Annotated in this window: 12 protein-coding genes and 2 rRNA genes; 4 read left to right on the top strand and 10 right to left on the bottom strand. The window is 42.6% G+C overall.

The features are described 5' to 3' along the window. Positions 1 to 6: 6 nt before the first annotated feature. Positions 7 to 3810 carry a response regulator gene (locus DTOX_RS21385; protein WP_015757146.1) on the bottom strand — a complete coding sequence of 1268 codons (3804 nt, stop codon included), beginning with the start codon at positions 3808 to 3810 and terminating at the stop codon, positions 7 to 9. Positions 3811 to 4435: 625 nt separating this feature from the next. On the opposite strand from DTOX_RS21385, the gene DTOX_RS07695 reads away from it, so the two are divergent. Beyond that, on the top strand, positions 4436 to 5251 hold the full coding sequence (locus DTOX_RS07695; protein WP_015757145.1) for an alpha/beta fold hydrolase: 816 nt from the start codon (positions 4436 to 4438) through the stop codon (positions 5249 to 5251). 172 nt (positions 5252 to 5423) lie between these two features. On the opposite strand, the gene DTOX_RS07690 is transcribed toward DTOX_RS07695, so the two are convergent. Further along, positions 5424 to 5606: an ABC transporter permease gene (locus tag DTOX_RS07690; protein WP_042315551.1), complete on the bottom strand. Its 183-nt coding sequence runs from the start codon at positions 5604 to 5606 to the stop codon at positions 5424 to 5426. A gap of 832 nt (positions 5607 to 6438) precedes the next feature. Between DTOX_RS07690 and DTOX_RS07685 the strand changes: the two genes are divergently transcribed. Further along, positions 6439 to 7665: an IS110 family RNA-guided transposase gene (locus DTOX_RS07685; protein WP_015756467.1), complete on the top strand. Its 1227-nt coding sequence runs from the start codon at positions 6439 to 6441 to the stop codon at positions 7663 to 7665. 313 nt (positions 7666 to 7978) lie between these two features. Here the strand turns inward: DTOX_RS07685 and DTOX_RS07680 are convergent, their stop codons facing one another. The 7 genes from DTOX_RS07680 to DTOX_RS07650 form a co-directional block, all read right to left on the bottom strand. Then, complete coding sequence (locus DTOX_RS07680; protein WP_052292917.1) at positions 7979 to 8977, bottom strand: ABC transporter permease; 999 nt, start codon at positions 8975 to 8977, stop codon at positions 7979 to 7981. 45 nt (positions 8978 to 9022) lie between these two features. Then, a complete protein-coding gene (locus DTOX_RS07675) occupies positions 9023 to 9742 on the bottom strand; it encodes an ABC transporter ATP-binding protein (RefSeq protein WP_015757144.1) in 720 nt (239 codons plus the stop codon). Beyond that, positions 9735 to 11042 (bottom strand): efflux RND transporter periplasmic adaptor subunit, encoded by a 1308-nt coding sequence (locus DTOX_RS07670; protein WP_015757143.1) that lies wholly within the window; start codon positions 11040 to 11042, stop codon positions 9735 to 9737. The genes DTOX_RS07675 and DTOX_RS07670 overlap by 8 nt, the downstream gene beginning before the upstream one ends. Positions 11043 to 11298: 256 nt before the next feature. Beyond that, positions 11299 to 11595 (bottom strand): type II toxin-antitoxin system RelE/ParE family toxin, encoded by a 297-nt coding sequence (locus DTOX_RS07665; protein WP_015757142.1) that lies wholly within the window; start codon positions 11593 to 11595, stop codon positions 11299 to 11301. Then, entirely contained in the window at positions 11561 to 11986 is a 426-nt protein-coding gene (locus DTOX_RS07660; protein WP_015757141.1) for a hypothetical protein, read from the bottom strand. The genes DTOX_RS07665 and DTOX_RS07660 overlap by 35 nt, the downstream gene beginning before the upstream one ends. 370 nt (positions 11987 to 12356) lie before the next feature. Next, positions 12357 to 15334 (bottom strand): 23S ribosomal RNA (locus DTOX_RS07655). 180 nt (positions 15335 to 15514) lie between these two features. Beyond that, positions 15515 to 17085 (bottom strand): 16S ribosomal RNA (locus DTOX_RS07650). Together the 16S and 23S rRNA genes form the textbook arrangement of a ribosomal RNA operon. A 385-nt stretch (positions 17086 to 17470) precedes the next feature. Here DTOX_RS07650 and DTOX_RS25270 point away from each other — a divergent pair. Together DTOX_RS25270 and DTOX_RS07645 are read left to right on the top strand one after the other, a co-directional pair. Continuing rightward, positions 17471 to 17566: an ArsR/SmtB family transcription factor gene (locus DTOX_RS25270; protein ID WP_083773393.1), complete on the top strand. Its 96-nt coding sequence runs from the start codon at positions 17471 to 17473 to the stop codon at positions 17564 to 17566. A 276-nt stretch (positions 17567 to 17842) separates the two neighbouring features. Next, complete coding sequence (locus DTOX_RS07645) at positions 17843 to 18799, top strand: ketopantoate reductase family protein (RefSeq protein WP_015757140.1); 957 nt, start codon at positions 17843 to 17845, stop codon at positions 18797 to 18799. Positions 18800 to 18849: 50 nt separating this feature from the next. Here the strand turns inward: DTOX_RS07645 and DTOX_RS07640 are convergent, their stop codons facing one another. After that, complete coding sequence (locus DTOX_RS07640) at positions 18850 to 19449, bottom strand: CPBP family intramembrane glutamic endopeptidase (RefSeq protein ID WP_015757139.1); 600 nt, start codon at positions 19447 to 19449, stop codon at positions 18850 to 18852. Positions 19450 to 19475 lie beyond the last annotated feature (26 nt).

The following is a 19475-nucleotide window of genomic DNA, read 5'->3' as shown; positions in this document are numbered from 1 at the left end:
TTTTTCTCACTCCACAATCTTATTAAATTCCGACTCTATACTATCGAGTAAAAGTAAAGCCCGGTCATAATCGAATTCTTCGATAGCATGAAGCAAATCACCAAGTATTTCTTGGTTTAAAACAGTATTACCGGTTAAATGATTCTGTGCAAAATCCCCGGCACCAAAACTATTCTCTCTAATCATTTCCCGTAATTGCAGCATGCTGCTGTGCAATTCCTCAAGCATCACCGATGACGTCTGTTCCGAAAAATTATCTTGCTCGACCAGAACATCTTTTTTAAATTCCGCATTGGACTGGCTTAATTCCAGTAAATACAAATAATTCCCCAAAACCACTTCCATTGCTGCATAAAATTCACTATACTCTGCTCCCCCAAGGTCAGCAGTATTCTGACGAATGATTTTTTCCAATTCAGACGCCGCCGTATACAACCTCATAGCACCCAGATTACCGGCAACACCCTTAATAGAATGAACCATGATGCACGCTGAATCTTTGTTTCCGGCTGTAAAGTCATTTTTAATTTGCGCCGGTGCATCTTGGAAGGACCGGCAAAACTCCAGCAGCAACTTAACCAGCTGCTTACTATTACCCATTAAACTCTCCAATGCCCTTCTGCAATTAATTCCCTTTAATTGTCCCAGCTTCTCCAGGCTAATTTCGTTTTTCCCGACCCCGGACATTTTTTCACTACCCGGGGTCTTTTCAGGAATAATCCTGTCAGATTCTTTAGTCCTTGAAGTTAAACACTTACTCAGGATAAGAAGCATATCCTCTGGTAAAAATGGTTTGGATATAAAATCATTCATGCCCAACCCGATACACTGTTCACGAAAACCACTTATCGCATGGGCTGTAAGAGCGATAATCGGCAAATCCCGGTAAAGGGGTTCATCACGCAGTATTCTGGTGGCTTCCATACCATCCATAACCGGCATTTGTAAGTCCATCAGCACCAGGTCATAATTTCCGGCCCGAACTTTTTCCACGGCTTCTCTGCCGTTTTCAGCCACATCCACCGAAATGCCGACAGATTCAAGGATTTCAACGGCAACCATTTGATTGATTAGGTTATCTTCCACCAACAAAATATGATTACCCTCCAATTTACCTGTAAATAGGCTATTTTCTTTTAAATCCTGTGGCCGGTAATAACTATCGGATTCAACATAGGCCATTGTTATGGCATCCATCAACTGCGACGGAGTATGTGGCTTGTTTAGAAACGCTTTGATTCCCAGTTCGCTAAAAACATTTCTTAACTCATCCAGATCATAAGCCGAAGCCATGATGATAATGGGTATTTTTTCTAGTTTCATTTTTTCTTTGATCAAACGAATCGTTTCTACTCCGTCCAAGCCCGGCATTTTCCAGTCTATAACAAGAATATCAAATGCCTCCCCTTCTTTAACAAGCAGATCTATCGCCTCTTGCCCAGAACTAAGCACGGTCACGTCAAAATTCAAGTCAACCAAATAAGAAGCCAGTATTTCCTGGGAAGCTTCATTATCATCCACTATCAATACCCGGCTTCCTTTTAAATCAATATTATCTCTTTGATTTGTTTGTATACCGCTGGCCAATATGCCAAAGGGAAGACTGAATGAAAAGGTGCTGCCAACCCCATATTCGCTGCTTACGCTTATTTCGCCCCCCATGAGTTCAACCAGGTATTTGGAAATAGCCAAACCTAAACCGGTTCCACCGTACTTACGTGTTGTTGAGCTATCTGCCTGAGAAAAAGAATTAAAAAGACGCTGCATTTGTTCCTCAGTTAAACCAATTCCATTGTCCTCCACGGAAAAACTGATGATTACCTGGTCACTATCGCTGTCACTCTGGTCAATTTTTTCAACCCGCAAAAATATGTTCCCTTGATCGGAAAACTTAATAGCATTATTGGCCAAATTTACCAGCACCTGCTTCAAGCGCAGCGGATCTCCCTTGAGGTGTGCCGGTACTCCCTTTTGAACATTTGCCAATAGCTCTAAACCCTTCTGGCTGGCCTGATTTTCTAATAAATAAAATAAATCGGCAATTACTTCTTCCAGATTAAAATCCACATGCTCAACAGACATTTTACCAGCTTCCAACTTGGAAAAATCCAGAATATCATTGATAATCCCCAGTAAATGCTGAGACTGGCTTCTGATCTTGGTAAGGTAGTTCAGCTGTTTTGAATTGAGCTGCGTTTGCATTAGCAAATGGCAAAAGCCGATAATGCCATTCATCGGGGTCCGGATTTCGTGGCTCATGTTAGCCAAAAATTCACTTTTAACCCGAGCGGAATACTCCGCCTCTTCTTTGGCTTCTGTTAAAGCTTGTTCCAATTTTTTTCGCACGGTAACGTCACTGGCTACCCCCGCAATTCTAACAACCTCTCCGTCGGCATCTTTTACTGGAACAGTTTTGGCCCATATCCAGCAAATTTCTCCATCAGGGCTTACAATTCGAAACTCATCATTGTATGCACCATCAAAAATGTCCTCTTGCTTTCCTATAGATCCAGAGAAAATGCTAATTGCCTTACCCCTGTCATCAGGGTGAACAAATTCAAGAAAAGTGTCCGGGTTCTCCAAAAAACTAGTGCATTTCTTACCAAATAGTTTCTCGAAGGCTGGACTCACGTAAAGCATTTCCCTGTGAGTTCTTAACCAGAAGAGTTCATCCAGGTTCTCAGCCAATTGTCTAAGCTTTTCTTCACTTTGCCTGAGTTTTTCTTCTGAGTCTTTTAGTTTAGTTATTTTCTCACGTATAGATAACCGCATTTCATTGATAGATGTGGAGAGATTTTGAAACTCAGTGGAACCATTCACCTCCAGACTATGATCAAGGTTTCCTTTGCGAATGGCATCAGCATAACCTATAAGTTGTAATATTGGATTAATCAACTGCCTGTTGGACAAAGCAAGACCCAGGAATACTGCCAGCAGTGCCGCTACCAGGCCAATCTCAATGGTTAGGCTTCTGATTGGTGCTATTTTAGCTTCCAAATGCCCCCTGGGGATCAAAGCAAGCAGTTTCCAGCCCGTATTTTTGATAGTTGTGTAGCAAACGTATTTTTTGCCATCATCAAAATTACGCAGATAGGCACCTTCCTGCTGTTTCAATAACTCCCGCACCCAATCATTATCAGCAAATCCCTCATAGTTTTTATTTCTGTCCGAATGTGCCAGCACTTTGCCATTGTTGTTTAATATAAAAACTTCTACATTTTTACCCAAGGCAAGATCATAAACCACGTCTGATATTTCATCCAAACTTATATCCATTGAAAGAGCACAGGTGGGTACATCGCCGGAGGTATTTAGCTTTTTAACGATGGATATATGTAATTCACCGGTACTTGCTTCCCGGTAGGTATCAGTCCAGGCTACTTGGCCATTATTGTTAATAGCTGTTATATACCAGGGCCGCTCGATACATTTATATCCTTCCGGTTTATTATAACGAGGATTAACCCATAACTCATTGTCTTCTGTTCCTAAATAAATATAATCAACATCGGGATTTGCCTCCCTGTACACCTGCCAATCATTAAAGAGCTTTTCTTTATATTCCGGATCCGAAACAAAAAGATTTACATCAATACGATTGGCCAATACCTCTACACCATATTCTAATTTGTTTAGATATTCTTCTATATATTTATGGTTAACTTCTTTGATCAGTTTTAAGTTGTCTTCCCTTAATTGATCTTCCACAATTTGCTTGGATTTAAAATACGATAAAAATCCGGATGCTGTCAAAGGCAGTAAAATAATGATTAAAAATATAATAATTACTTGATTCCGAATGTGTTTCACGCAATATCCCCCAATTCTTCAACACATCATGTATGTATGGTCTATTAGCATTATGTCTTGGGAAAACAAGTTGACTCTCACCTTCCGGTGGTTTGCTGGTCCAGATAAAAAGGTATTATCCGCCAAGGCAGTCAAACCGTGCACGTTTTATCTTTTCTCCTTTAAAATTCTTTGTTAGGATTCGACACAAAAGGGAATAATCCTTGCACTTTATTGATCTAAATTTTTTATGCCTATAATTAGTTATGCTTATGATTACTATTAAGCAGATTTAATAGAGCAACACAGATGGCATCTTCCCCCAAAGAATTCCATTATAAGAAAAGTAACAACAAAACCCCGTAAGCCAATAAGCATACAGGGTTTTACTTTTTAAGGAGGTAACGAACCAACTAAGAGTTGCCTGTGCAACCCCACATCCTTTTCCACTTAGCTACTGTTGAACAGTATATGTTGATTGCTGCCATCAATCGTTGTTCATCACCTACCAGCAAGAGTAAAATCTATTCTTAGGTTCCGGTACGGCTTTAAATTTACTTTCTCTTTAAAAAAATCGCAAAGATAATCACCAAAATAATCCTAATTAAATAATATATTAACAAATACTTTATTGGGAGAAATCATCATGGGGTATTATATTGGTGTAGAACCCGGTGTAAATATTTATGTAGAAGACCTTAACCCGACAGGTCACAAGACAATCCTGCTAATTCACGGGTGGCCAGGAAACCATAATTTATTTGAGTACCAACTTGACCAATTACCTAAAATGGGGTACAGGTGCATCGGCATGGACTGCAGGGGATTCGGCTTATCAGACAAACCCTGGCACGGCTACGATTATAACCGTTTATCTGATGATATCCGTAGTGTGGTCGGCGCACTTAAATTACAGGATTTCACACTCGGTGGACATTCAACGGGTGGAGCTATTTGTGTCCGGTACATGGCCAGACACAATGGTTACGGAGTATCGAAGCTTGCTCTTTTTGCTGCAGCTGCACCGAGTCTTATCCAACGTCCATATTTCCCATATGGCATAAAAAAAGATGATGTGATTAACATTATCCAAGGTGTATATAACGATCGGCCCAAAACATTAAGAGATTTTGGAAATATGATCTTCCATAATTATGTTAGCAAACCACTGTCGGATTGGATTTTTCAATTAGGTCTGCAGGCAGCCGGCTGGTCTACTGCAGCTATTGCAAACACATGGCTAGGTGAAGAAGGTTTATTTAACGACCTGAAAACAATTAAAGTTCGAACGCTGATTTTGCACGGTATTAATGACCAAGTATGCCTATTCCCTTTAGCTATTTCACAGAATAATAGTATTAAAAATTCTAAGCTTGTACCCTTTGAATCATGTGGACATTTCCTGTTCTATGACCAGCGTGAAAGATTCACTAAAGAATTAATACAGTTTATTGAAGAATAAAGAGGCAGAGTTCGATTTTTGAATTTAAACAACATATTGGTAGGTTGGCTTATTAACCATTTTTATACATTTTCGGCATTGTTTTATGTGAAAGTACAGACTCATAGCCTAAAACAATAAACATAATACAACAGACATAAGCAGCGGGAAATCGCTGCTTGCCACGGCCCCATTAATCCCTCCTCAAAGCCTCAATAGGATCAAGTTTGGAAGCTTTATTGGCAGGGAGGATACCGAAAATTATACCCACTGCTCCGGAGAAAGCAAAAGCCAGCAGGGCTGTCCACCATGATACCAGTGGCGGCCACTTAGCTATTTTAGCAATCAGGCAAGCACCCCCGGTGCCTAGTGCCATTCCTATTATTCCTCCTCGTATAATAGAGTCAGAACAACCGAATACGACATGTTCTAAAATAGTAGAATGTTGTGGTCCGGATGTTCAGGGAACCGGTTCCCATATCAAGGGTACCTGGGTTTGATGAAGTCAATAACAATACCACAACAATGCAGTAAAGGTACCTATTAATCACGTGAATTACTGCATGTGGGTTACTTATTGGAAGTAGTTGCGCCAAGGTACCCAATCAATGATAGGATGGTGATGTCTATACGAACCGAAAATTTTATTGACAGAAAAATATCCACAGGCAAATCATTTTCAAAGAGACAGCCCACACTGAAAAATTAGTAAGATGAATTCATCAGTCCTCCTCGCATGTGGTGATATCCACAATGCTTTTTAAGTCTGTTTCTCTTTCCCCGTCAGGGTTTGATTCTGACACTTAGAATGTTTGCTTAGCAATTCTGATTTACGTGAGGCTGTTTAAACCCGGGGGAGTGGTGTTGTCAACTTTCTTTAAAGAGTGCTATAATTTACAATGGTTTAGATAGTACTTTTTAGGTGCCTGTCTGTCAATGTTTGATGAAATAAGCAATTTAAATAATCATTTAGTTAGAATGATCCCGGTAAGATGGTAAATTCTCAATACCCCGAGCAGCATAGACTGCTTAATAAAGTATGTTTCTTTTCCTTCTACGTTTTAGTTCTAACACCTAGCCTGTTCAGCATGATAGTTGACCTGGATGGCAGCAGATCCAGGTAGTCTCCCGCTCCATGTCAGTTCTGATTACGAGGATGTTCTCGCGTAGAAAACGGAAAAGTTAATCCACTTACCAGAGGTGTTTTTATGACAATATCCTTGCATGTTGGCATTGATATTGGTAAGAATAAGAATGTGGCTTGCTTTATGAAATTAGACGGAACGATTTTGTTGAAAAAGTTAGTTTTCGATAACTCCATTTCAGGTGCCGAGAGTTTGGCATCTAAAACTAAAGAGTTATCGATTAAAGATAGCTTTGATCATGTTGTTTTTGGAATGGAAGCTACTTCTTTATACCACTTTCACTTGATGAATTATTTACTAATCACCGAAGAATTAAAGCCATACAGGCCTACAGTTTACCAACTCAATGCCAGAAGTATCAAGAACTTCAAGAAGTCTTATCCTCCAAAGGGCAAGAACGATGCATATGACGCTTATATCATAGCTGAAAAACTAAGACACGGCAGATTACCTAAACCTTACGAGGTTGATGAGATGTATCTTCCGCTACAGCGACTGACCCGTTACAGGTTTCACCTGGTGGGTTCACTTGTGCGAGAAAAAAGTTATTTTTTAACTATGTTGTTTATGAAATTTAGTAATTATGGTGATGTATTCAGTGATATCTTTGGAGCCACCAGCATGTCTATTATTACCGATTTTTTTGGCCCGGAAGAAATTATTAATACACCACTTGAAGACTTGGTTCAATTGCTTGTGGATAAAGGAAATAAGCAATTTTCTAACCCTGAAACATTGGCTACTGAGCTAAAACGAATTTGCCGTGAATCCTACCGGATGAGTCCGAAGCTCACGGATTCGGTTAATCTGATTCTTGAAACCAGTATGAATAATATCCGCTTTTTTGAGCAAACCATCCGCAAATTGGACAGTGTGATTGCCAGGGATATGGCCAAGCTCTCGAATCCATTGATGTCAATCAAGGGAATTGGGCCAGTGTTTTCCGCCGGCATTATCTCTGAAATTGGGGATATTAACAAGTTCGAAGATCAGTCCCAGTTAGCTAAATTTTCAGGTATCACCTGGAATAGCAATCAATCCGGCGAATTTGACGGTGAAGATAAACCCCTGAATAGGGCTGGAAACCGGTATCTCAGGTATTATCTGATAGAAGCTGCGGACAGTTTGAGGAGACATAATGACGAGTACCGAGCTTACTATCAAAAAAAATTTCAAGAATCAAAAAAACATGCCCATAAACGAGCTCAGGTTCTTACAGCTAGGAAGTTTGTAAGGCTGGTTTTTTCCTTACTTTCAAAGAACCAGCTTTACAGGTCGGACAGGGGATAGCTGTTTAAATAACTGCGGTAACGGTGCTGATTAATATTCCTGCGGTTGTCTGCTGCCAACTGGCTAGGAATATTAATTATCATAGTTATCCACAGGTAAAAGAGTGGTGATGCACTGAAATATTATTTGTGCACCAATATATGTTTTTCCCTGAGCTTTATTGGTGCAAACAATAACCATATTTTAAGATTATGCCTTAATATCAGGGAATAATTTTATAGCCGCAACAGGAATTTTTGGGTGTTTCTGTGGTGGTTAATTTTTTATACCCAAAAACAAGGAAAAATATGTTTTTAAATTCCCTCTTGACATATTACCCTAGCACTATAAAACAAAGAACCACCGCCTCAATAAGAAACTGTGTCAAAATATCCTTCCTGCGGGCCCCCAGTGCCTTTCTTATGCCAATTTCTCTGGTTCTTTCCGTTACGGATACCAGCATAATATTCATGACACCGATACCGCCTACAAATAAGGATATCCCAGCAATTGCTCCGATAATCAAAGTCATAATTCCGGTTACTTTGTTGGCTGTAGCCATCTGCTGTTCCATACTCACACTATTGTATCGTCCAGGTAAGCGGTGTTTTCTTTCCAATACCTTCACTGTTTGCTGCATGGCCGGCTCCACTTGTTCCTTTGTATTGGCACTGCCTTCTATGGAATCTATGCCCCCCTCAGGGAAAATGTTCAGCCACACCTGCAGTGGTATGTAAATTTTTTTGGTTTCTCCCATACCCAGAATAGAGTCACCCTTTTTGATCATACCGATAATAGACAGGGAGTTGCCCTGCATTACTATTTTTTGTCCTAGCGGGCTGTCGTTGCCGAAATATTCTCGGGCCAGTTCTTCATCCAATACTGCCACCTTTCGACGGCCAATCGAATCAGACTCGTTAAAAAAGCGGCCTTCCCCCATTTCCATTTTCCTAATATAGGAGTAATCAGGTGTGCAGCCGGTCACCTGGGCAAATTTATTTACCCGGCCACCGCGTACCTGAATATAAGATGAAGAAAGGGGAGAAAGGTTATTTACCTCGGGAACATTTTCTTTGATGACCTCAGCATCCTGAAAGGAAAACTCCTTGCCTGTTCGAGGTTCATCACTGCGCCAGTCTATGTAAACAGCAAAAATATTAGTGCCTACCTTTTCCATTTCACTCATAAGCAGCGCCCGGCCGCCCTGTCCTATAGCCACCACAGCAATAACTGCCGCTATACCGATAATGATACCCAGAGTGGTAAGAAATGAGCGCAATTTATTAGCTATAATTCCTTCCAAGGCTATCCGGATACTTTCCCACAAATTCAACTGTTTCTCACTTCTTTCCGGCGAGTTGACATTTATGGCTTTGTACTATAACTGCAACCCGTCTAAAAGTTCCTTTGCATCAAGCGATTGCTCAACTTTCTCATCCTTAACCAGTTTCCCATCCCGGAAATGTATAACCCTTTGGGTATGCCGGGCAATGTCCGGTTCATGGGTTACAAGCACTATAGTGGAGCCTTCCCGGTTTAACTCCTGAAAGATAGCCATTATTTCCTCACCTGACCTGGTATCCAGAGCACCGGTTGGTTCATCAGCCAGAATTATCGCGGGCCGGTTAACCAGTGAACGGGCAATGGCCACTCTCTGGTTTTGTCCTCCCGAAAGTTCATTGGGTTTATGGTGCAAGCGGTCAGCCAGGCCGACTCTTTCCAGCGCAGTAATTGCTCTTTCCCTGCGCAGTCGCGGTTCTACTCCTGCGTATAGCATGGGTAATTCAACATTGCGCAGGGCCGTCATTCGGGGAAGCAGGTTGAAGGTCTGAAAAACAAATCCGATTTTTTGATTACGAATGTCAGCCAGTTCCCCGTCATCCAGCCCGCTGATTTCCACCCCGTCCAGCAAATATGAGCCGCTGCTGGGAGTATCCAGACAGCCCAACAGGTTCATAAAGGTGGACTTGCCTGATCCTGACGGGCCCATAACCGCCACAAATTCACCTTTTTCCACTTCTGCAGATATGTCCCGCAAGGCATGTATAGAGTTTACACCGGCCCGGTATATTTTGTTTAATCCTTTTACACTAATCACGAGCCTTCTCCTTTAACTTATCTGCAGTTGTTTCCGTTACTTTAACTTGGCTGCCGTCTGTTATGTTTTCTCCGGGATTTAGGATTACTTTATCCCCTTCCTTTAAACCTTCCAATACTTCAATATATAGCTCCCCGGCAAAGCCGGTTTTGACAGTACAAAGCTTTGCATGGTCGTTGCGGACTGCAAAAACCTGTTTCTTTCCGTCTTTATTTATAATTGCTTCATATGGTACCGCCAGAGCAGTGCGCTCAGTAACCGTTATGATTTTGAGATCAACCGTATAGCCTGGCTTCAGTCCATTTAAACCAGGATTAATACTTACCTTAATAGGTACCTCAATTTGCTGCCCGTTATTTTTATTATTGATCACCGCAGCCCCTGCAACCTCGGTTACAGTTCCGTCAAATTCTGCTTCGGGCAGTGCGGCTGCTGTAATCTTAACTTTCTGTCCCGGCTTAACCCGGCCCGAATCGGCTTCACCCAAATTTGCCTTAACCTCTGAAACATTGGGGTCTCCTATAGCAACAAGTTTAGTACCTTCCGTAACCAAAGTTCCTTTTTCGGCTTCTACAGTTAATACCATACCATCCCGGTCAACGGTGAGAAGGCACTTAGCCAGGCTTGCCCTGGCTGTTTCCACTTCAGCCCTGGCTTTTTCTACCTGTGCCTGCAGTACCTCCAACTCAGCATCGGTAGCACCGTTTTCTGCTTTATCAAGATCAGCCATGGCCTGAAAATATTCGGCTTCAGCAGCGGTAAATTCTTTCTTGTCATTTTCCAGATCTTGAATACTTACCACATTTTGCTTTAGCAAGTATTCAGTACGGTCAAGTTTTTTGCGTGCGTTTGAGTAAGCAGTCTCAAACTGCCTAAGTTTTGCCCGCCACGCTTCTACTTCCCGTATCAAAGGCTGCTTGTCCTTATTATAATTAGCTATCTGCAATGCCAGTCCGGCTTCTGCTTCCTTCAAGCGGTTTTCCTCTTCTGAGGATTCCAAACGGCCTATTATCTGGCCTTTTTTCACCATGTCTCCGGGTTTGACTGTTAATTTTTTAATTATTTTACTGCTTTGTGCATAGATATCGTGTCTATCCACCAATTGCACCCGTCCGGTGGTAAAAACACTTTCCCCCAGGGGTTTTTTCCCTGCCATAGCTGTTTGCACCAATAAACCGTCTTGCTTATGACTGTAATATATACTAAGGGTAGTTGTAATTACCGCTATTATAAGCACTATACTTATCAGGACTATTTTTTTACGTGAAAAATATTTTTTCTTTAACTTAGCTGTTTCCATTGGTATGTTATATCCCCCAATTATCCCTTCTAAATTAACTGTCTAATAGTATAACGAATACCAATGCCTTTTTGTTTCATATTTTTTAAACTAACATTAAATTAACCAAACAAGATAATAGAAACAGTAGAGCAAACCTGATATTTGTTTAAACCCAATTAAGACATTTAATTATCTGTATAGCCAAAAATAAAAAAACGACTATCTCATAAGATAATAGTCGTCTCTCAATATTTATAGATTATTTCTCATAAACCTACTTCAAATAGCTTTTTACTTCCTCATAAAAATTCTCACGGGTACCAAAGTAACAAATAATGATATGCTTGTCCCCCTCAAAAACCTTATATACAATACACAACGAAACACCTCGAAAAGTCCAATCCCAGCACTTATAACCACTAAGATCACCCTTTAAAACAGAACCGGCCAGAGGGTCTTGTAAAAAAATTCCTATCTGCTCCTTATATGATTCCAATAAAGCTTTTTGCCTTTTTTCAAGGCCCTTTACCAGTCGTTCAATCTTTCCGGTCAAAGAAAATGTCCAAACCATTAAATACTTCAACTCCCGGAATTACATCCGCGCCTTCAACACTGTCAGCAATATCATTTTCAAACTCACGGAGACGGCGACCAATAAATTCATCATATCGTTGTAGTCGATAGGATATTTCCTCAACCATTTCTTCTCCACTGTAACCTTCCTGTAAAACCTTTCTGATAATACGCTTTCTGTCCTGATTATTAACAGTTTCACCATGAACCGATTGCGGCTTTAAAAATATCCCGCCATCAATGACCTGTGCAACAAACGTTATCCCATCCTCAATAGCAAGGTAATCAAAAAATGACTTAGGTATCGTAATTTGGCGTTTAGATGTACTTTTTATTAACCTGGTTTCTCTGGATGCCCGACCGGATAACATAATATTCTCATTTTTCATAATCAATTCTCACCCTTTTAAGAGACTCAATTTATATTCTATACTTAAGCATATATGATTTGTTTTCCCGGTTACTCTATTTAATACACTTTTTTAGCCGGGTTTCATTATAATGTAAAATGTTTTTAAGGCAAATTATCAATTAGGCCAATTTTCCTTACTCAGTAAGGAAAATTTATCACAGATCATTTGAAGTGTCAATACAAATTCAACCAGTTTTTCCGTCTAAATTTTTTTTTAATCAGGTTGAGAACTGACTTCGGGCAAGATAAATGACAGAACAATAAATTAAAGAGAAAAAACAAAAAAACCTTTGGGGATTTTGCCCAAGGTTTTCTACAGTTCCATCAAAACTGCACAGCGTGAATATTAGGTCAAGCGTTCGACCTATTAGTACCGGTCAGCTAAACACATTACTATGCTTACACACCCGGCCTATCTACCTGGTGGTCTTCCAGGGGTCTTATTCTTACGAAGGGAAACCTAATCTTAAGGTGGGCTTCGCGCTTAGATGCTTTCAGCGCTTATCCCTTCCGGATATAACTACCCGGCATTGCCGCTGGCGCGACAACCGGTACACCAGTGATCCGTCCATCCCGGTCCTCTCGTACTAGGGACAGCTCCTTGCAAGTTTCCTGCGACTGCGATGGATAGGGACCGAACTGTCTCACGACGTTCTGAACCCAGCTCACGTACCGCTTTAATGGGCGAACAGCCCAACCCTTGGGACCTACTACAGCCCCAGGATGCGATGAGCCGACATCGAGGTGCCAAACCTCCCCGTCGATGTGAACTCTTGGGGGAGATAAGCCTGTTATCCCCGGGGTAGCTTTTATCCGTTGAGCGACGGCTCTTCCACTCGATACCGCCGGATCACTAAGCCCGACTTTCGTCCCTGCTCGACCTGTATGTCTCGCAGTCAAGCTCCCTTTTGCCTTTGCACTCTGTGAGCGCGATTTCCAACCGCGCTGAGGGAACCTTTGGGCGCCTCCGTTACTTTTTGGGAGGCGACCGCCCCAGTCAAACTGCCCGCCTGACAATGTCCACCGGCCTGATTCAAGGCCGTATGTTAGAACTTCAATACTGCAAGGGTGGTATCCCAACGTTGGCTCCGCCAAGGCTGGCGCCCTGGCTTCTCCGCCTCCCACCTATCCTGTACATGCAATACCAAAATCCAATATCAAGCTGCAGTAAAGCTCCACGGGGTCTTTCTGTCCTATCGCAGTTAGCCGGCATCTTTACCGGCAATTCAATTTCACCGAGCCCCTCGTTGAGACAGTGCCCAAATCGTTACGCCTTTCGTGCGGGTCAGAACTTACCTGACAAGGAATTTCGCTACCTTAGGACCGTTATAGTTACGGCCGCCGTTTACCGGGGCTTCAATTCAAAGCTTCGAGTTTCCCCTGACCTCTCCTCTTAACCTTCCGGCACCGGGCAGGCGTCAGCTCCTATACTTCATCTTAGCGATTTAGCAGGAACCTGTGTTTTTGGTAAACAGTCGCTTGGGCCTTTTCTCTGCGGCCTCTTCACGCTCCGAATGTTAAATCTTCACGCTAGTGAGGCACCCCTTCTCCCTAAGTTACGGGGTCATTTTGCCGAGTTCCTTAACGAGGGTTCTCTCGCGCGCCTTAGGATTCTCACCCTACCTACCTGTGTCGGTTTGCGGTACGGGCACCAATGAGTCTCGTTAGAGGTTTTTCTTGACAGTATGGGTTCAACCACTTCGGTACTTGTTTTCCCTCCCCATCACTTCTCAGGCTTTGTGTCAGACGGATTTGCCTGCCTGACGCCCTACGAGCTTGGACGCGCTTTTCCATCCGCGCGCTTGGCCTACCCTCCTGTGTCACCCCATCCTGATAACGACTTTTGGTGGCATAGGATTTTCAACCTATTGTCCATCGCCTACGCCTTTCGGCCTCGGCTTAGGTCCCGGCTTACCCTGGGCGGACGAGCCTTCCCCAGGAATCCTTAGGTTTTCGGCGGACAGGATTCTCACCTGCCTTTTCGCTTACTTATACCGGCATTCTCACTTCCATACGCTCCACCGCTCCTTACGGTACGACTTCGCCGCATATGGAACGCTCCTCTACCCAGGAGGACAAATTTTAGCTGTACTCTACAGAGTATACTTAGAATTTGTCCTCCTGCCGTGGCTTCGGTGACATGCTTTAGCCCCGTTACATTTTCGGCGCAGGGCCACTTGACCAGTGAGCTATTACGCACTCTTTGAATGGTGGCTGCTTCTAAGCCAACATCCTGGTTGTCTGTGCAACCCCACATCCTTTTCCACTTAGCATGTCTTTGGGACCTTAGCCGACGGTCTGGGCTGTTTCCCTTTTGACTATGAACCTTAGCACCCATAGTCTGACTCTTGAGTATTCTTTAATCCGGCATTCGGAGTTTGATTGAGTTCGGTAACCGGTGAAGGCCCCTAGCCCAGTCAGTGCTCTACCTCCGGATTTTTTTCTCAAGGCTAGCCCTAAAGCTATTTCGAGGAGAACCAGCTATCTCCGGGTTCGATTGGCATTTCACCCCTACCCACGTTTCATCCGCCTCCTTTTCAACGAAGGTCGGTTCGAGCCTCCACTTTATTTTACTAAAGCTTCACTCTGAACATGGGTAGATCACCCGGTTTCGGGTCTACTCCAATGGACTTGACGCCCTATTAAGACTTGCTTTCGCTTCGGCTCCGTCTTTTGAGACTTAACCTTGCCCATTAGATGTAACTCGCCGGTCCGTTCTACAAAAAGTACGCCGTCACACTTTTAACGTGCTTCGACTGGCTTGTAAGCATACGGTTTCAGGTTCTTTTTCACTCCCCTTCCGGGGTGCTTTTCACCTTTCCCTCACGGTACTAATCACTATCGGTCGCTGCAGGTATTTAGCCTTGGGAGGTGGTCCTCCCTGTTTCCCACGGGGTTCCTCGTGTCCCGCGGTACTTGGGATCCACTCTAAACTTCTCGCCTTTTCGCCTACAGGGTTGTTACCTTTTATAACGGGCCTTTCCAGGCCGCTTCGGCTAAAGCAATGGTTTGTGATGAGTGTCCCGCTACCCCTAATCTGCAAGCAGTTTAGGTTTTGGCTGGTCCCTTTTCGCTCGCCGCTACTCGGGGAATCGCTGTTGCTTTCTTTTCCTCAGGGTACTAAGATGTTTCAGTTCCCCTGGTGCCCTCCTGTAACTTATGTATTCGGTTACAGGTGACGAGGGTTTGCCTCGCCGGGTTGCCCCATTCGGATATCCACGGATCGTTGCCTGCTTGCGGCTTCCCGTAGCTTTTCGCAGCTTGCCGCGTCCTTCTTCGGCCTGCAGCACCTAGGCATTCACCGTATGCTCTTTTTTGCTTGACCTATTTTTTGCGCTTGAGAGTTCTATTTTGTTAAATAGAGCTTTCTTTTACTTCACGCTGTGTAGTTTTCAAAGAACTTTTGGTCTTTCAAAACTAAACAGTTGTGTCGATGGATGACCGACCAATATTGAGAAGCCGGTTAGGTCATTTCTGATTGCTAACTTACTTCCAATATCCTTAGAAAGGAGGTGATCCAGCCGCACCTTCCGATACGGCTACCTTGTTACGACTTCACCCCAATCACCGACCCCACCTTCGACGGCTCTCTCTCTTGCGAGTTAAGTCACCGGCTTCGGGTGTTGCCGACTTTCGTGGTGTGACGGGCGGTGTGTACAAGGCCCGGGAACGTATTCACCGCAGTATGCTGACCTGCGATTACTAGCGATTCCGACTTCATGTAGGCGAGTTGCAGCCTACAATCCGAACTGGGACCTGTTTTTAGGGGTTGGCTCTACTTCACAGTTTCGCTTCCCTCTGTTCAGGCCATTGTAGTACGTGTGTAGCCCAAGACATAAGGGGCATGATGATTTGACGTCATCCCCACCTTCCTCCGTTTTGTCAACGGCAGTTCTGCCAGAGTTCCCACCTTTATGTGCTGGCAACTGGCTGTAGGGGTTGCGCTCGTTGCGGGACTTAACCCAACATCTCACGACACGAGCTGACGACAACCATGCACCACCTGTCTCCGTGTGCAAGTAAACTTGCAAGACCATGTTTCCACGGCGGTCACGGGATGTCAAGCCTTGGTAAGGTTCTTCGCGTTGCGTCGAATTAAACCACATACTCCACCGCTTGTGCGGGCCCCCGTCAATTCCTTTGAGTTTCAGTCTTGCGACCGTACTCCCCAGGCGGAGTGCTTATTGTGTTAACTGTGGCACCGAGGGGGTCGATACCCCCGACACCTAGCACTCATCGTTTACGGCGTGGACTACCAGGGTATCTAATCCTGTTTGATCCCCACGCTTTCGCGCCTCAGTGTCAGTTACAGGCCAGGAAGTCGCCTTCGCCACTGGTGTTCCTCCTAATATCTACGCATTTCACCGCTACACTAGGAATTCCACTTCCCTCTCCTGCACTCAAGTCTACCAGTTTCAGAAGCAGTCTCCAGGTTGAGCCCGGAGTTTTCACTTCTGACTTAATAAACCACCTACTCGCCCTTTACGCCCAGTAATTCCGGACAACGTTTGCCACCTACGTATTACCGCGGCTGCTGGCACGTAGTTAGCCGTGGCTTCCTCTTATTGTACCGTCATTTCCTCTTGCTGTTTACAAGAGATCTGTTCGTCCAATATCACAGAGCTTTACAACCCGAAGGCCTTCTTCGCTCACGCGGCGTTGCTCCGTCAGGCTTTCGCCCATTGCGGAAGATTCCCCACTGCTGCCTCCCGTAGGAGTCTGGACCGTGTCTCAGTTCCAGTGTGGCCGATCACCCTCTCAGGCCGGCTACCCATCGTCGCTTTGGTGGGCCGTTACCCCACCAACTGGCTAATGGGACGCGGATTCATCTGTAAGCGGCAGCATTATAAAGAGGCCACCTTTTCTCTTTAAGCCATGCGGCTCAAAGAGGTTATCCGGTATTAGCACCGGTTTCCCGGCGTTATTCCTGTCTTACAGGCAGATTATCCACGCGTTACTCACCCGTCCGCCACTAAGTTAAGTAAAAAGTAAACTTCTTTCTTAACTCCGTTCGACTTGCATGTGTTAAGCACGCCGCCAACGTTCGTCCTGAGCCAGGATCAAACTCTCCGTTAAATATGTGAAAAGTTTGATTGCTCATTAAGATTTGGCTAAAAATTCGTTAAAAGTTAAAACTTCTGACGAGGTTTGTTTAATTTCATCCATCTTACACTGTTTAGTTTTCAAAGACCTGTTTGTTCGCCGGTTTTCCGCCGGCAAGAATTTATTCTATCAAGTCTTGTCCTCTCGGTCAAGAACCAGTTTTTGTTATCGCCACCGCAGCGGCGACAATATGTATCTTACTGCAATTTAAACTATAAATCAATAGGTAATATTTAGAATTATTACTTTCTTAAGATAGTTGTTGTTATTCAATTAACGAGTGTTCAACACCGGATAATGAGTGGAAAGAGGAATTATTATAGAATTTCTGTCGCAGTGAAATCAGCAAGATACTGAAATGTGCAAGGATATTGTAGAGGTACCTCCCATAGCCCAATCTACAGTTTCTCAACATTTGAAAATCCTTAAAGAAACCGGTTGGATTTGTAGGTGAGATTAACAGGCCTAATATATGTCATTGTCAGCGTGAAGGAATAATAAATCACTATAAGCTACTAATTACAAAATTATTCTGAAAGAGGAGCAGAAAAAGGAGAATATTATTGCACTTATCATTCCAATAAACGAACCCAATGCAGTAGCAATTGCAAAATTCAGCGAGAAGAATCCAATCCATTCTTAGTCTTGAATTTGCCATAATATTGTTTTATTATTTATAGAGTTTATTTTTTATCAACTAAATAATAGTAAGGTAAAGGAGTAAAGCTTAATGAATATTCTAGTATTTGGGCTTGGCGCCTTGGGAACGGTATATTCTTGTTTTCTTAAAAAAAAGGGACACCAAGTGGTTGGCTTAGCAAGAGAACCACTTGCTGAAATTATTAGAAAAAAAGGTGTTAAAGTTACAGGAATTTGGGGGAAACATGAATGCAAGTTGGATAAAGTAATAACAAGTATTGAGCAAGTTCAGGACAAAGATTTTGACCTAATCCTTCTACCTGTAAAATCTTTTAGTACAGAAGATGCCATAAGACAAATAATTAATATTATCTCACCAAATACTTACGTTTTACTTCTCCAAAACGGTTACGGTAACTTTGAGATTGCTTCCAGGTTTATCTCAGAGGAAAAAATAATGCTTGGGCGGGTAATTTTTGGTGCTGAAACTATTAAACCCGGTGAATCAAAAGTAACGGTCATTGCAGATGATGTTATTTTGGGGTCACCTAAAAACTTAGTTGATAGTATAGCACTAGAGGATTTTGCACAGATCTTTAGGGAGGCTGGTATTCCTACCCTTGCCTCTAACCAAGTAATGAAGTACATCTGGGGGAAAATTATATATAATTCTGCACTAAATCCCCTTGGAGCAATTCTTGGGGTAAGTTATGGAAAATTGGCTGAAAATAATAATACGAAACTTTTAATGGATAGTATTATACGGGAAATATTTACCTTATTAATGGCTATGCAGCAAGAAACTCTTTGGCCTGACGCTGAAACTTATTTAAAAGATTTTTATGGAAAATTGGTTCCTTCTACTGCATCTCATCATGCTTCTATGCTTCAGGATATTCAAAATGGAAAGAAAACAGAAATCAATGCTTTAAACGGGTCAGTGGTTGATTTGGGGAAAAAATTCGGCATCAGCACTCCGGTTAATGAAATAATCACCCAGTTGGTAAAAGCAAAAGAGCATATGATTAGTAATCAAAAGGATAGGTAAACTGTATAAGAATAAATAAATCAATTAAAAGGCGTAAAAGAATAAAAAACTTATATAAAGTTGTCAAACATAAAGATTGTTGAAAATATTACAACACTCTGCATAAAGTGAATAATCCAAGATGCTGCAAAACCATTGGTTTCAAACATGCTCCTGCACATATGCCATCCCAGCAAGCTACTCATTAGCACACCAATTATTCCACCGGGTGCCCCGTAGTAATGGGCTAAGCCAAAAAACACAGCAACAATGACAATAGCTTGACTTTTTGGGATGACCTTTTTAAGGGTTGATAAAATTGAGCTTCTGAACAGCACACCTTCACTAAAAGAATTAAAAACCGCCAATAAAATGATCCACGGGAAATATCTAAGCAGCTTGCCCATTCCGTTTGACATAGTAACATTCGTCACAGTAAAAATTGTAAGTAAACTTGTTACAAAAGAAATAAGAACAGCCGAGATAGAAGATAATTTAAGCCATGAAATTTTGCCGCCTTCTATTCCAAACCATAGAATTTTTGAATAATCTAGCCACCATGGTATATTGCCATTTAATGTAACAATAATAACGTCGACAACAATAGATGCAGTCAAAATTGATAACATTCCAAATGTGAATTTCACATGTTTTAAGCCTTTGGTTACCATTATCGACCTTCCCACCTTATTTCTGA

This window comes from Desulfofarcimen acetoxidans DSM 771, from assembly GCF_000024205.1.
Classification (GTDB): domain Bacteria; phylum Bacillota; class Desulfotomaculia; order Desulfotomaculales; family Desulfofarciminaceae; genus Desulfofarcimen; species Desulfofarcimen acetoxidans.
Note: the sequence above shows the minus strand (reverse complement) of the source record. Positions and strands in the feature narration are given on the sequence as shown.